At 62.6% G+C, this 13,372-nt stretch carries 20 protein-coding genes; all 20 read right to left on the reverse strand.

The window, feature by feature from the left end; all coding sequences use genetic code 11:
- Window positions 1–4: 4 nt before the first annotated feature.
- The 20 genes from CW360_RS02865 to CW360_RS02965 all read right to left on the reverse strand — a co-directional run bounded on the left by CW360_RS02865 (window position 5) and on the right by CW360_RS02965 (window position 13,316).
- On the reverse strand, window positions 5–472 hold the full coding sequence (locus CW360_RS02865; RefSeq protein WP_101192684.1) for a hypothetical protein: 468 nt from the start codon (window positions 470–472) through the stop codon (window positions 5–7).
- On the reverse strand, window positions 472–1,074 hold the full coding sequence (locus tag CW360_RS02870; protein ID WP_101192685.1) for a hypothetical protein: 603 nt from the start codon (window positions 1,072–1,074) through the stop codon (window positions 472–474). Before CW360_RS02870 ends, CW360_RS02865 begins: the two co-directional genes overlap by 1 nt.
- Complete coding sequence (locus CW360_RS02875; protein ID WP_101192686.1) at window positions 1,071–1,625, reverse strand: head-tail adaptor protein; 555 nt, start codon at window positions 1,623–1,625, stop codon at window positions 1,071–1,073. Before CW360_RS02875 ends, CW360_RS02870 begins: the two co-directional genes overlap by 4 nt.
- Window positions 1,625–1,942, reverse strand: a complete 318-nt coding sequence (locus tag CW360_RS02880) for a head-tail connector protein (protein WP_101192687.1) — start codon at window positions 1,940–1,942, stop codon at window positions 1,625–1,627. The genes CW360_RS02875 and CW360_RS02880 overlap by 1 nt, the downstream gene beginning before the upstream one ends.
- On the reverse strand, window positions 1,939–2,127 hold the full coding sequence (locus tag CW360_RS02885) for a hypothetical protein (protein ID WP_101192688.1): 189 nt from the start codon (window positions 2,125–2,127) through the stop codon (window positions 1,939–1,941). Before CW360_RS02885 ends, CW360_RS02880 begins: the two co-directional genes overlap by 4 nt.
- A 54-nt stretch (window positions 2,128–2,181) precedes the next feature.
- Window positions 2,182–3,381, reverse strand: a complete 1,200-nt coding sequence (locus CW360_RS02890; protein ID WP_101192689.1) for a phage major capsid protein — start codon at window positions 3,379–3,381, stop codon at window positions 2,182–2,184.
- A 10-nt stretch (window positions 3,382–3,391) separates the two neighbouring features.
- The gene (locus tag CW360_RS02895) at window positions 3,392–4,048 is read right to left on the reverse strand and encodes an HK97 family phage prohead protease (RefSeq protein WP_101192690.1); all 657 of its coding nucleotides are present in this window, start codon (window positions 4,046–4,048) and stop codon (window positions 3,392–3,394) included.
- On the reverse strand, window positions 4,023–5,246 hold the full coding sequence (locus CW360_RS02900) for a phage portal protein (protein ID WP_101192691.1): 1,224 nt from the start codon (window positions 5,244–5,246) through the stop codon (window positions 4,023–4,025). Before CW360_RS02900 ends, CW360_RS02895 begins: the two co-directional genes overlap by 26 nt.
- On the reverse strand, window positions 5,246–6,961 hold the full coding sequence (locus CW360_RS02905) for a terminase large subunit (protein ID WP_101192692.1): 1,716 nt from the start codon (window positions 6,959–6,961) through the stop codon (window positions 5,246–5,248). Before CW360_RS02905 ends, CW360_RS02900 begins: the two co-directional genes overlap by 1 nt.
- Window positions 6,961–7,314, reverse strand: a complete 354-nt coding sequence (locus CW360_RS02910; protein WP_170307346.1) for a hypothetical protein — start codon at window positions 7,312–7,314, stop codon at window positions 6,961–6,963. Before CW360_RS02910 ends, CW360_RS02905 begins: the two co-directional genes overlap by 1 nt.
- A gap of 87 nt (window positions 7,315–7,401) precedes the next feature.
- The gene (locus CW360_RS02915) at window positions 7,402–7,704 is read right to left on the reverse strand and encodes an HNH endonuclease (RefSeq protein WP_157825247.1); all 303 of its coding nucleotides are present in this window, start codon (window positions 7,702–7,704) and stop codon (window positions 7,402–7,404) included.
- Window positions 7,705–7,807: 103 nt separating this feature from the next.
- Complete coding sequence (locus tag CW360_RS02920) at window positions 7,808–8,140, reverse strand: phage holin family protein (RefSeq protein WP_101192695.1); 333 nt, start codon at window positions 8,138–8,140, stop codon at window positions 7,808–7,810.
- 190 nt (window positions 8,141–8,330) lie between these two features.
- Window positions 8,331–8,696, reverse strand: a complete 366-nt coding sequence (locus CW360_RS02925; protein ID WP_101192696.1) for an antiterminator Q family protein — start codon at window positions 8,694–8,696, stop codon at window positions 8,331–8,333.
- A gap of 298 nt (window positions 8,697–8,994) precedes the next feature.
- Window positions 8,995–9,363 (reverse strand): RusA family crossover junction endodeoxyribonuclease, encoded by a 369-nt coding sequence (locus CW360_RS02935; protein WP_101192698.1) that lies wholly within the window; start codon window positions 9,361–9,363, stop codon window positions 8,995–8,997.
- 3 nt (window positions 9,364–9,366) lie between these two features.
- The gene (locus tag CW360_RS02940; protein WP_157825248.1) at window positions 9,367–10,401 is read right to left on the reverse strand and encodes a tyrosine-type recombinase/integrase; all 1,035 of its coding nucleotides are present in this window, start codon (window positions 10,399–10,401) and stop codon (window positions 9,367–9,369) included.
- Window positions 10,401–10,649: a hypothetical protein gene (locus CW360_RS02945; protein WP_101192700.1), complete on the reverse strand. Its 249-nt coding sequence runs from the start codon at window positions 10,647–10,649 to the stop codon at window positions 10,401–10,403. Before CW360_RS02945 ends, CW360_RS02940 begins: the two co-directional genes overlap by 1 nt.
- On the reverse strand, window positions 10,642–11,085 hold the full coding sequence (locus CW360_RS02950; protein ID WP_212633278.1) for a dATP/dGTP diphosphohydrolase domain-containing protein: 444 nt from the start codon (window positions 11,083–11,085) through the stop codon (window positions 10,642–10,644). The genes CW360_RS02945 and CW360_RS02950 overlap by 8 nt, the downstream gene beginning before the upstream one ends.
- 43 nt (window positions 11,086–11,128) lie before the next feature.
- Window positions 11,129–11,689, reverse strand: a complete 561-nt coding sequence (locus CW360_RS02955) for a replication protein P (RefSeq protein ID WP_157825249.1) — start codon at window positions 11,687–11,689, stop codon at window positions 11,129–11,131.
- A 101-nt stretch (window positions 11,690–11,790) separates the two neighbouring features.
- Complete coding sequence (locus tag CW360_RS02960; RefSeq protein WP_101192702.1) at window positions 11,791–12,561, reverse strand: DnaT-like ssDNA-binding domain-containing protein; 771 nt, start codon at window positions 12,559–12,561, stop codon at window positions 11,791–11,793.
- Window positions 12,561–13,316, reverse strand: coding sequence for a phage antirepressor KilAC domain-containing protein (locus tag CW360_RS02965; protein WP_245874652.1), 756 nt, complete (start codon window positions 13,314–13,316; stop codon window positions 12,561–12,563). The genes CW360_RS02960 and CW360_RS02965 overlap by 1 nt, the downstream gene beginning before the upstream one ends.
- Between the last annotated feature and the right edge of the window lie 56 nt (window positions 13,317–13,372).

Here is a 13,372-nt window from a genome sequence, read left to right on the forward strand (position 1 = left end):
CCTCCTAGGGTTGGTATTGCTCGATGAAAACGGTGGCTACCTGTGCCTGCACGATGGCTATGGAATGCCCGGGCGCCGGGTAGTTGAACTGCACATCACCCAAGCTGACGCTCTGCAACAGCCCGCGCAGTTCAGCGGGGGGCGGTTGCCGCACAGCTCGACCGATGCCCCATTCGATCTGATCCAGCAGCGCATGCCGCTCGACGCCGGGGTGCTGGTCGAAATTGACAACCACCTCCACCTGATAGCCACGCCCCCGCCGGCCAGAGAGCACGACGCCATCGGGGGTAACTGCATCACTGGTAGAGGCGGCCACAACGGTGGCGAGGGGCAGCGGCGCACCCTGAGGCAGGTCCTCATAGAAGCGCCCGACGTGTACGTCAGCCAATGCCAACGGGTAGCCATTCAGGCTGGTGATCTGGCTGAGCTGCGCTGCCAGCCAATCGGTGATGCGTGTGGCTATGAGCTGCATCAGAACAATTCCTTATCCAGTTCCAGGTTGAACTCGAACGCCAAGCGCTCGGCAGCCTGTTCACGGGTAGCATCCGTCACGGCTTGCCGAAACAAGGCGGCCGGCGAGGGCCCGCTGGCGTCCTTGGGTATCTGGTAGTCATAGCGATACTGCGTGCGCCCAGGACTGCGCGTGCCGGCAGCTATGTTCCGCTCCTGTACGCTGCGAGTAGCTAGCGGCAACTTGCGAGCGCTGGACAGGTTGATGAACCCCGGCGCAATTTTTTCCCCCTGCAGCCAGTCCACCAGCACGCGGCCGCGCACGTTTGAACCGCCCACTGCCACCGCTCGGTGCCGATAGTTGCGGGCCGGAATGCCCTTGGATGATGGAACGATGCGCGCCTCGGCCTGCATATTGTTGGCCAGGTCGAGCCGGATGCGGTCATTGAAGATCACGCGCCGCACCCCGGTGGCAGCCGAAAATGGCTCCACCAGCAGCACGCGCTTCACCCAGCGCGCCGCGCGGTTTGTGGCGTTGATCTGCATGCGCGCATAGCGTTTTTCGTCGATGCCGAACGCGGCAGCGCCGCCTTCGATTGACGGCAGGCTGACCTCAATGCTCATAGGCGCTTCACCCACATACGCCGCACAACACGGTCGTCTTCGGTTTCAACCAGGCCCGCCACTCGCCAGGCCACGCCATCGATCTCGAACACTGCACCAGGCTCCGGGCGGCCCACCTCAACTACGGCAGCCTCCAGCTCGGTCACGTATTCCACCGCGCCGGCAAACTGGCCAGGTCGGCTGACGCCATAGGCCAGGAACACCCGGCAAGGCAGCGCCGTGGCGCCTGGCGCGGAGACGTAAGTGGCGGCCTGGCCGGTGAGTTCGGCGCAGCTCATGACCATCTCGACGCGATTGCCCATCGGGTCGCGGGGGGCGCTGGCGATGTAGAGCAGCCGGTTTCCGTGACGCAGGTAGCGGCCCTGCTGCAGCTCGCTGGTGTAACGGGCGCGAACCTCAACCAGTGCGGTAGAACGCAATCCGGTTGGTGCCGTTACGTCGCCGTTATCTTTAGCGCGAATACTGACCCAGCGGGAGCCGTGGTCTACTGGCTGCAGATCTGCGCCGAGGCTGAGGATGGCGGCGCGATGCCGCAAGCGACCTGCTCTCATTAGATGTTCATCCAGCGATGCGGACGCCAGAGCGCCTGCGTGGCCATGGGCAGGTCGGCTGTAATCGTGCCGATCACTACGGTTTCGGCATTGGCATACCAGTGGCCGATCAGCATGAGTGCGCCCTGCTGAATGGCTTTGCTGATCACCAGGGCATTGCCTGCTGGGTCAGGCAGTTCTGCTGCGCTGGCGACCAGGGTGCGGTTTGTCCAGGCCTCGAATGCGCTGAGGGATGCCTCGATGTAGCTCTGGATCAGCTGATCTTCGTCGGCGTGCTCGACGCGCAGATGCGCCTTCACGGTGGCGAGATCAATCATGCTTTGCCCCCAGTGCGGGGTTTGGATTTCGGCTTTTCTTCGCCGGCCAGTTCGGCAACCTTGAGATGCTCAATGGCCACTTCGGCGCAGCGGTCACTGACTTCTTGCTCGCCTTCTTCAACAGTGACGACATGCAGGCCGTCTACCGCAAAGGGAAAGGCTTGCTTGACGATGATTTTGGGCATGGCTTGGCTCCAAATAAAAAGGGCGCCCGGAGGCGCCCTTTCGGCTATGGCCTATCAGACGCTGAGGGTCAGCACTTTGACGGCGTTGCTGTCGGTGAGCATGCCCCCTACACGCTTGGTGGTGTAGAAGCCCACGTTCGGCTTGTTGGTGTAGGGGTCGCGCAGGACACGGGTGCCGATACGGTCAACGATGGTGTAGGCGCGCTTGAAGTCGCCGAACAGCACTGCGTGAGCGTCGGCGGCAACGGCGGGCATGTCCTCGTTTTCGACCACACCATAGCCCAGCAGGCTGGACGGCTGGCCCGCCTCGATACCAGGACGCCACAGGTAATTGCCCTGGGAGTCTTTCATGGTGCGCACCTTGAACAGGGTCATGTTCGGCAGCATCCAGCTGGCACCAGCACGGTGACCTTTGCGCAGGGTGTAGACCAGCTTGATCAGGTCATCTGCGTCGAAGTCGCCTGCGGTACCCGACTTGACGCTCTGCAGGGTGCCGAAAGGACGGGCATCGTCGGCCGTCAGCGCCATGGCATAGGCCAGCAAACCCTTGGGCTTGTTGGTGCCATTGCCGAGCAGGAACGCGGCGCCTTCTTGCTCGGCAAACTCGCGGGCGACTTCGCTTTGCAGCCACTGTTCGGCGTTGAAGAACAGGTCGTCAAGGCTGGTCTGGGTGGCCTGTGGGTTTGCGTAGATCTCGCCCATGACGGCGGCGATCTGAGCCAGGGTGGGCGTGCCGGTTGCCGGGCGCGCATCGTTTTCACCCACCCAGCCGGAGCCTGCGCCGCCGAGGTTGACCAGCTTTTTATAGTCCGGGGTGCTGACGGTGATCTGGTTGCACACCTGACGCATGGGCGACTCGTCGCGCAGCAGTTCGAGGATGGTGCGGTCCAGTTCTTCCGGCACGGCGTAGCCGCCGTCGGCGTCGACGGTGGTTTGCAGGGCCTTGGCTTGCAGTTCGCCCAGGCCGTCATCCTTGCCCTTGCGCACAAATTGCATGAAGGCCGCTTTGTGCTCGGACACAACCTTGTCGGTGTTACCACCGGGGCGCTTGACCGAGGCCAGCTCTTTTTCCAGAGCGCTCTTGAGCTCGTCGAGTTCGCTGAGTTTGCCGTTCAGGCTTTCGACCTGGCCTGCCAATTTGCCTTTCTCGGCTTCCAGGGCTTCAACGCGCTTGTCGTTGGTGCTCTTGAACTCGTCGAACTTCTTGCCGAGGGCTTCGGCAACTTCCTGCACGTCTTTGATTTCAACGGCCATGATGGCCTCCTTAGATTCGATTGATCAGGGTTTTCAGGGATTGCAGCGCCTGGTCAGCCGCCGCATCGCGCGGGGTGATTGCGCCGTAGCCTTTGGCCATGAAGGCCTTGGCTTGGGAGCCGGAAAACCCAACCTCTCGAAGGGCTCGCTCCACTTTGCTGGGGGGTGGCGTTTCGCCCCGTTCCAGCAGTGATTTCACCTCGGATATCCGGGCTTCATCGTTGGCCGGGAAGGTCACCAGAGAGACCTCCCACAGGTCGATCTCTTTCAGCAGCCAGCCGCCCTTGTCCTTGTCGTACTCCCAGTCCTTGAGGATGTAGCCGATAGAAAGTCCGGACAGGCTTCCCGCTTTCATGTGCGCGTGCGCCCGCTTGGCAAGCGGGTCGTCATCGATCAGCAGGCGGCCCTTTACGTAGAGGCCTGTTTCGTCCTCACGCATTTCGGTGTAGACGCCAACCGGCTCGGACATGTTGTGCTGCCAGAGCATGGCGGGCAGCTTGCCTTTACTGCTCCAGGTGTTGAGCGACTTGAGAAAGGCGCCCGGCACGACGATATCCGAGTAGGAGTCCTTGACGCCGAACACGGAGCCATAGCCTTCGAACTCGCCACTGTCACTGACCGATTTGACGGTCAGTGGGATATCAAGGCGCTGTTTTGTCGTCAGCATCAGATGCCTCCGGGTTGGTGGTCATGTTTATGGGCGTGAGGTAGATGTCGCCCCCATCACGCGGGTTGAGGTCTTCTAGCTCGCGGCAGTCGTTGGGGCTGAGGATTCCCCACTGGATGCCCTTGCCGTAGGACTCGTAGCGGCCTTTGATATCGCCTCGCAGTAGCGCTCCGGCGTTGAATTTTGCGTAATGGGTTTTGCGGTCTTTCTCGCTCAGCAGTCCAACCTGGATGCGGTGCTCGATGCGGGTGAGCAGCGGCACCAGGCTGTAGTTCACGAAGCTCATGCCCATGTGCTCGATGTTGTTGAGCGTCATTTTTTCCATGCTGGCGACCAGATGCGGCGGCACTCGGAACAGCCCGCAGATCTGTGCATCGGTGAGCTTGCGCGACTCGATGAACTGCGAATCCTGTGCGTTGAGACTGATGGGCTTCCAGTTCAGGCCCATTTCCAGAATCATCGGCTTGTAGGCGTTGGCTACGCCCATATGCTCGCCTTGAAACTCTTGCTTGAGGCGCTTGAAGGCCTCATCGGTTAGCTGTTGATCGGTAGCCAGCACGCCAGAAGTGACGGCTCCATTGGTAAACAACTTGGCGGCGTGTTTTTCCATGGCCTGCCCCAGGCCGAGCGCCTGGCGGGCGTAGGCGATAGGGTTGAGGCCCGTGAGGCCGTCCAGGGTGAACAGGCGCACATGCCAGATTTCCTCCTGGGTTAGGGTGCGGGTGCCGTCTTTGAAGGTCACTTCGTACTCAACCGCCCAGTCATCCTTGAGCTTTGGCTTGACGTTGGCCGGGTTGATCGGCAGCAGCTCTACTACGTTGCCCAGCGCCATGACTTTGTAGGCGTAGAAGTTTCCGCGCAGGCACAGGCAGGCAATCAGAAGCTCCCACATCTCCTGCGCGGTCATGTAGCTGTTTGGGGCCTCGGCCAGCAGGCGGTACAGCCGGTGCCCAGTTGCCGCAGAACGCTGCCGGTCGAGCTGCTGATATAGCCGGCACGGAAGCATGCCAACCGACTCAGAAAGCACTCGCACGCAGTTGAATACGGTGAGTTGCTGCAGCGCGCTGTTGGTGGTGACCACCTGCCCGCTGTGGGTTTCGTATTCGACGCCCAGGGCGCGGGCCAGCTTTTCGGGCGTATCGATGATCTGCGGATCGCTCTTGCCGAACATCCGGCCCAGGCTTTTGAGGATTTGCATCAGAGCGTCCTGATTCCGTGTTTCACGATGTGGTCAGAGAGGTCTGGCCCCTCCTCCTGTTTGCCCGCTATGGCTCTGCTGAGTGCCATGATCGCGGCGACAATGCCGTCGATCTTGTTCTCGGGGCGCTCTTTGTTCGGGTAGATGTTGTCTTTTGCGTCCAGCTTTGCGACTACGTTGCTGGCCATCCAAGTGAGCACCGGACAATCACCGTGTGCGAGCTTGCGCTGAAGCACTAGGGCCTCCAGCTCTTTCATGGGCTCGCTGATGTTTTGCACCGTCTGGCGCACTTCAACCATCAGCAGCCCCTCGGCCTGCATCTCCTGGGCAAGCTGGGTGGCTTGCCAGGGGTCATAGGCCACCTGCTGCACATCAAAGCGGCCAGCGAACTCGCGCAGATCCTCTTTGATCACTTCGAAGTCGATGACCTCGCCGTCGGTCAGCGTCAGCAGGCCCAGGGCGTCAAACTCGCGGTAGCGGGCGGTGTTGCTATCGAGTTCTTCGATCACCCGGGCTTCAGGCAGGTAGTACCTACCATGCAGATGCCAGTACGGGTCACCTTCAACCGGCGGAAACAGCAGCAGGTTGCCGGCGATGTCGATCTTGCTGGCCAGGTCGAGGCCGATGTAACAGGGGCGACCATCCAGCTCAGCCAACGGCTTGCGGGCCGGGGCCTCTTTCCAGCGCAGCATATTGAGCCAGGCGCTCTTGGCGCCCACCCACTCATTGAGGTGCTTGGTGCGAAACGTGGCCTGCTTGGCCGCGCTCTGCATGGCGTCACGCTGGCGCGCCTGCAGGAAGTCACCGTTGATGCTGATGCCGTAATTCGGGTTGGCTTTGATCAGCACCGCTTCGCTGGTCCAGTCGTCGCCGGGATCAATCGTGTAGAGCATGGCCCACAGGTCAGGGCGTTCGATCACGCCCTCCAGCATGCGCTCAGCATCCCTGACCAACTGGTGGCATGGACCGCCAATGCTGGAACCTGCCGTGGTGATGACCAACATCACCGGCTGCTCGCGGGCGCCCATGCCGGTTTCCATGGTGTCGAACAGCGTGCTGTCCTGGTGCTCATGGAACTCGTCGACGATCGCGCAGGATGGGCTGGAGCCGTCTCCCGGCTTGCCGATCACCGGCTCAAAACGCGAGCCATCGCTGAGGCGGCACATGTTCGAGGCATTCACCTCTACACCGAAGTGCTCACGCAGTTCAGGAGTGCGATCGACCATCAGCTTGGCGGGCCTGAATACCTCCCAGGCCTGTTTCTCTGTCGTCGCGCCGCTGTAGACCTCGGCACCGAACTCGCCATCAGCCGTGAACATGTACAGCCCAACACCACCGCCGATGATCGATTTGCCGTTTTTGCGCGGCACAAAGATCAGGATGGTGCGGTAGCGGCGCGTGTCATCCTTCTTGCGCAGCCAGCCAAACGGGATGCACACACTGAAAAGCTGCCAGCCCTCCAGCTTGATCAGTTCTCGCTTGCTGGCCCACTTGCCCTTGGTATGCGGCAGCAGCTGCAGGAACTTGGCTACCCGCTCGGCCTTGGCCGGGTCAAAGTAATAAGGAAAGTCGGCCGCCTTCGACAGCTTTACTTCGTCGAGGTGGCGTTGGCATGCCAGCTTGATCCACTTGCAGGCCGGGATCTTTCCGCTGATCACCTGGCGTGCGTAGGCCTCCGCAGCTTTTACCAGCGGATAGGTCTTCTTGGCGGCCATTACAGATCAGCGAATGCGTTGCCCTTGGGAGCTTCTTTTTTTCCGCCTACTTTTGCGCGATCGGCTGGCGTCATGCCGAACTTACCCAGCAGCGCCTCTAACCGCACCAGCTTGGCGGCCGGGAACTCGACAGGATCGAGACGGAACTGGGCCAACAGGTTGGCGGCCAGCTCAAGCGCCAGGCGATCTGATTCCGTCAACACCTGGAGCGGAGCCGACTTCTCGATCTCTTTCCAGGCCTTGAGCACTTCACCGGTGATGTGGCTCGGCGCTTTGCCTAATGGGCCTGCAGTTTGAGCATCAGTCCGTGCCCGCTGGGGGTCTTTTTTGAACGCGCCCCGAGCGTCGAGCACGTTGGTCGGCGTCCTTGGTCTGCTCATTTTTGAAAACCGTTATTTTGCGGAAGCGTAAAAATGGCTCCCCCTGTCGTTCGGGGCGCGTCAATCTCCGAACTTTTGGCCTCCCCCCTCCCCCTGCAGGCCCACGCGGGCGCCGATGCGGTTGTGGCAGGGGCGGCAGAGCGGTCTGACGTTGTGCCAGTCGAGGCCCAGCTCAGGGTGCGTCTTGTAAGGTTTGATGTGGTCGAGGATCACTGCAGCAGTAACCCTGCCGTGCGCCTCGCACTCGACACACAGCGGATGCAGGCGCAGGTAGTACGCCCGGAACTTGCGCCACCGCTCGGTCTTGTAAAAGCTGTCCGATTCGTCGCGCCGCTTGTTGTACTGGGCGTGGGTGCGCTGCATGTACTGTGCGCGCCGCTCTGCAGCCATCGGGGCATGCACAGGACAATGCCCTGCGCCCTGCACCAGCCGTCCACAGCCAGGCCAGGGGCACGGCTTTAACGGCTTACTTCCCATCCGAATCAACGCCCGCCTGCCTGGACAGGTAGCGCGTATAGAGCGCCCCGGCAACGTCAGCGCCGAGCAGGCCGACCACAATGCCCAGCGCGCCCGCGATGTAGGGTCCATGCCCCAGCGCCAGGATCAACAGCAGCGTAGCCATGCCGAACAGGGCGTTGGAACCGAACCGCAACACCACGCGCTTGATGATCTCCGACATAGCAACACCAGAGACATCAGCCTGCCGCATTTCCCCCACCAGGCCAGCCAGCGCGACCAGAATCAGCAGCCAGGTTGGCAGGTCAGCGAGGGCCTGCTGAGTGTGTGAGTCGGCAGCCATCCGGCATCCCTCGAATAGAAAGGCCCGCCGCGGCGACGGGCAAAGTCGGCAGGCCGACTGGAGCAGAAACGAAAAGCCCCGGCGCATGGCCAGGGCTTTGAATTGATCAACGCGGCAAAACCGCATCATGGGTCAAACGGTACACACGCTGTAATCCACTGTCAATACATACAGCATGGATGTGCATCCACTATGCCGCCTCGACCTGCAGGCATAGCGCCGAATCTACCCAGGCAGCACCAACGGCAACCAACTCCTGAGCACGAACATGAGAGACGCCCATCAATCGACCGAGCTGCCGATAGCTCATGCCCTGGTAGCGGTAGTAGTTCCAGACAGCCACACCAGCCTCCGGATAGCGAGCATGCAAACGCCCTATCAGACGGTCTACAACCAGTGCCAGATCATCGCTGATGGCCGGATCAGGAGCACAGCCGACCTGCACGTTGTCGCGCAGTAACGCAAACGACGGCGACACATAGCGCGGCACGCCAGCCTGCACCCGCGCCCAAACCCCCCACTCAACCAACAGGTACTCGGTATCCATCTGCCGCATGATTTCGCCCCCTCAATCCAGCGTCATATGCGAGCCACCGGGCCCGCGCCTGTTGTTGTCCTGCCGTGGGCGATGCAGCAGCCCCGCCCTGTCCAATCGCTCGCGGTACTGATTGCGTTGACGCTCTGCGTCAGTCAGCCGCAGGCGCAGCTGCACAACCAGATCCTGGCAATCAACCGCACCACCACCCACACGCTGAAGGCCTGCCCCATTGCACCCAGCGCAAACCATCACGTGGAAAATCCCGCGGATATGCCCGCTGCCCTGGCATATCTCGCACGCCTCCAGCTGCATCCAGTTAGTCGACACAGGCCACCTCCCTGAACGGCAGCAGCGTCACCCGCACCGCGCCACCCTTGCGAACAGCCCCGATCTGCACCTGACTGACAAACACGCTGTCATCGATGCCCAGCGCATCGGCCAAGCCATCTCGGCCAGCCTTGAACATCGCCAGCAGGTTGTCATCGTCACGGCGCCGCGCACTCGGCGGCAGGAACTCCAACACCAGCAGCACCCGTCCAGCAGGAGCAGCCAACGCGGCCAACTTCGCCTCCAGAAAACAGCGGTACCGGTAGCCCTTCGCCGCCTTGCTCTTCGTCGCCCAGTGCGGCCTGGCATTCGGACTGAGCACCTGGGGAGGCCAGGGCAAAATCACCACATTGCCCATTTTTCACCCTCCCCACGTAGAAACACAGGAAACGGCGCAATCCCGCGCCAGCACTGGCGCAGCGGCAGATTGCAGAAATGCAGGAGCAGCCACATTTACGCCATGTGCATCAGCAAAACCGCACTCATCCAACCGCGCATGCCAGCGCTCCAGCGCCTCCCGACGACGCTCCATCGCATCGCGGGTCAGATAGGTTTCCGTGGTCACCCCCAGCGCGTGATTGATCAGCAGCTCACCAACCATGTGATCCACGCCAATGTCGGCCAGGCTCGATCTCATCAGCTTGCGCAGGTCATGGCTGGTCCACTGCCGTCCGCTCACCTCACGCATCAACGCATGAGCACTGGTCAGCGCCAGGCCAGCCCCACCCCGCACCGGGAACACCCAGGCAGTCTTCAGGCGAGCATCCGGCAACGCCTCCCGGTACCGCCCCAGCAGCCCCACCACCTGCGGCGTCAGCGGCAACACATGCTCCCGCCTGCTCTTCGTGTTCGCCTCAGGAATCACCCACACCCGCTCATCCAGCGAGATATGCCCCCAGCGCGCCGCCACCGTCTCCGCAATGCGCGTACCGTGCGCCAGCATCATCAGCGGCAGCATCCCCTTGGCCGGTTCACGGTTGAACACCTGCACCAGGTGCTGCACCAGCGCCGGCAGATCAACCCGCGACAGGGCGGCAGGCTTCGGGCGCAGCTTGCCCTTGTAGAAATCCCGGAACGTCGTACCCACCAGCGGGTTATCCTCGATGCGCCCCTGCGTCTCCGCCATCCGAAACGCCTGCCGCATCCCCTGCAACGCCTTCTGCACCGTGCGCGGGGCCAGCACCTGGTGCATCGGGAACACCAGCTTGTCATCCAGCGTCACCCGGTCCAGCCGGCGCACAGCCACACGCCCCAGCCGAGGCAACACATGCCGACGCATCAGCGACCCCATGCTGGCCCGGTACTTCTCACTGCGCGTACGGTCGCCCTCGATCCGCGACAGCCACCACTCCAGCACCTCACCCGTCGTGCGCATCCCGCCCCGTTTCGACGCCATCAGCACGCCCCCACGCCAAACCGAGCCACAACACCGCCCGCCATGTGCTGCTCAATCACCGCCACCACCTCATCCCGCGTCGTGCGGTAGGCCATCGGCACCTGACTGCCCGGCGCAGTAACAGAAAACGCCACCAGGTCATCCACCCGCATACGCGCCACCGTGTAGCCGCCGCGCGTCAGCCAACAGTCAGGGATATCCCGGCCATCGCGGTCACGCTTCACGGCCCAGCCAAGCCCCTCAGCCACGGTCAGCCTCCACACCCAGCGTCCAGTGCTTCGGCGTGCGCCCCTCGTGCAAAGCCTGCAGGCGGGCCACATCAGGCGTCAGGCGTTCAATCAGCGACCGGTAACCGCCCGGGTACTGACGATCATCAACCAGCAGGCCTGCCGCCTCCGCATCCACGATGATGGCAAGGCACGCCAACGCATGAGCCAAGTGCGGCACGCCACTGTCCGGATCGGTCGCCTCACCCTCGAACCACGCATTCAAGTGCCGGTTGGCAGCATCAAAATAAATCGAGGCGCGCACCCCGCAGCCTCTCCAGTTGGCTCTCCCGTACTTCAGCGCCCCGTCCAGCAGGCCAAGGCATCCCATGGCAGTCGCCGTGGTCGGCCACAGGTGCAGCGGCAGCTTCTGGCTACCGATCGCATCCTTCGGATTCGTGTCCTTCAGCTCGCTCACACCGCACCCCTCACATACACCAGGTAAAACCACGCCAGCGCGATCATGCCGACCTCCCCAACCGAGCCCGCAGCGCCGACAGCGCCGCCCGACCAACCTCCGGGGCGCTTTTACGGGCAGGCGCAGGCAACGCAGCAACCGGCGCAGCCGCCAGCACCTCGCCCCGCGCCAGCCGCCGGCACACCGCCCCGTAATGCCGCTCAAACAACCGCAAACCCGCCTCCCTGGGCAGCGCCTGCAACGTGCTAAACCCCGAGCCAACCGCCGCGTGATACAGTGCATCAGCACTCCAACGCGCATCAGCCACCTGCGCAGGGTGCGTATTGCGCATCACCTCCGCATACGCCCGCTCCAGCGGTGGCAGGCCAAACGCCGCCGGGTCGAAACACCACGCGATAAACTCACCAGGCGCAGGAATCCACGGCGACGCGTTCTGCCGCGCCACCCGCAACCCGTAATGGATCTGCTCAATCTGCCGAATGCCCGCCGCCACAAACGCCGCCAGCCACTCCCGCTTCGCCGCCGCCAGCTCAGCCTCGGTCGGCCAGGCCTGCCGCCAGCCAGAGTGGATAGCCCGCAGGCGGTCGAACAGATCATCGATCACCAGCTTCGCCGCCGGGTCCACCGGCACCGCACGCGGGCCAGCAGCAGGGCTACGCTCAGGCTCCAGGCAGGCCGCCACCCGCCCCGCATGCACCGGGCCGGTCACAGCACCACCCCCACCGTCCAGTCAGCGTCAGCAGCCGGCACCGGTTTCGCAGGGAACGGCCGCACATTGCCACGGGCTGCAGCCTGGCGCTGATCACGCAGCACCCAGCCAACCAGGCTGGCCACCCACTGCGCCTCGGTTTTCGCCGCACCCGTCGCCGCGTGATGCACCACGAACGGCGCAATGCCCTCACGGTCGAACAACGCAAGCGCCAACCCAGCCCGCTGTGCCGCCTGCCGCAACAAGCGCTCAGGCGGCACCCAGTCCAGAGTCATGGTCGTCAGGCCGCGATCAGCAACCGGCGCATCGAGCACAGGCGCGTTGAGTGAGTGTGAAACTATGGAATCAGGAATCAGAGAATCAGCAAGATATTCACCGTCCGGCTCCTGTTCGTTAACGGTTAATTCACCGTTATCAGGCGAAACGCCCGGAATAGACGCCTCTGGCTCAGCCGGCAAAACGCTCGGCTTCTCCGTGTGGTGCGGGTTCTGGTGCTTCGCCCAATTCACGATCTGCACAACGCGCAGCTCACCCACCGCATACCGGCGGATAAACCCCAGCCGCTCCAGTGAGCCCAACATCGCATCCACGTCCAGGTTGTCAGCCGGAAACAGCGCCATCTTCAACCGCTTCGGGCGATCCTCCAGGCGACCCTCACGATCAGCCTCAGTCCACAGCCCGATAAACAACAGCCGCGTAGCGAAATCCAGCTCAACCAGATCCTCGTTACTGAAAAACCCCGGCTTGATATTGCGCGCCCTGGCCATCACAGCACCCCCAGGGCGAGCTTCTGCGCCAGCACAGACAACCCCTTCGGCGTGATGCGCACCTGGCTGGCCAGACGCTGATCACCCTCCTCGTCCAGCCCCAGCACCGTCACCTTGTGATCGAGCAGGCCGGCAGACAGGCGCGGCTGATACGCCAGCCAGCGCGCACAGCCCTCCCGCCGGTAAATCCAGCGGTTAGCACGCATCCAGTCGATCAGCTTGCAGCGCTGCACACCCAGGTGCTTGGCCGCATCCGTCAGGCACATCGAGCCGCGGGCATCAGCAATACGCGCCAGCGCATCAACCTTGGGTGCCTGCTCCGTCACCACCAGGCGCAGCTGGTTGTTCTGCTCCGCCAGGTCAGCAGCCAGGCGCAGCGCCTCGGGGAGTGTTTGAGGGATAGCCGGGGCAGCGTGCTGCTGCTCCAGCGCGTGCCAACGGTCAACCAGGGCCGCCGTGAACTCCGGCGAAAGCTGCGCCACCACCACAATGCTGTCACGCTTGCCCTGCTCGCCACTGAACACATACTCAACGGCAGGCCGGCCCGCCGTAGGCTTTTCCACCATTGGTGGTAAAGCAATTACACCCCGCTCGGCCAGGCGTTCAATCGTGCGGCGCACGCTGTCCTGGCGAGAGTTGACCAGCTCCGCAATCTCACGGCTGGTCATCGTCGCGTTGCGCGACACGTTTTGCGCAACCGGAAAACGTAGCGCGCCACGCTGGCTATGGTTGTCTTGATAGGTATCAGTGTGCATAATCAAACCTCTCGTGCATCAACGAATCAGCCGGCCCGCAATGCCGGCTTTTTTGT

It is taken from the genome of Pseudomonas fluvialis, assembly GCF_002835605.1.
Taxonomy (GTDB): domain Bacteria; phylum Pseudomonadota; class Gammaproteobacteria; order Pseudomonadales; family Pseudomonadaceae; genus Aquipseudomonas; species Aquipseudomonas fluvialis.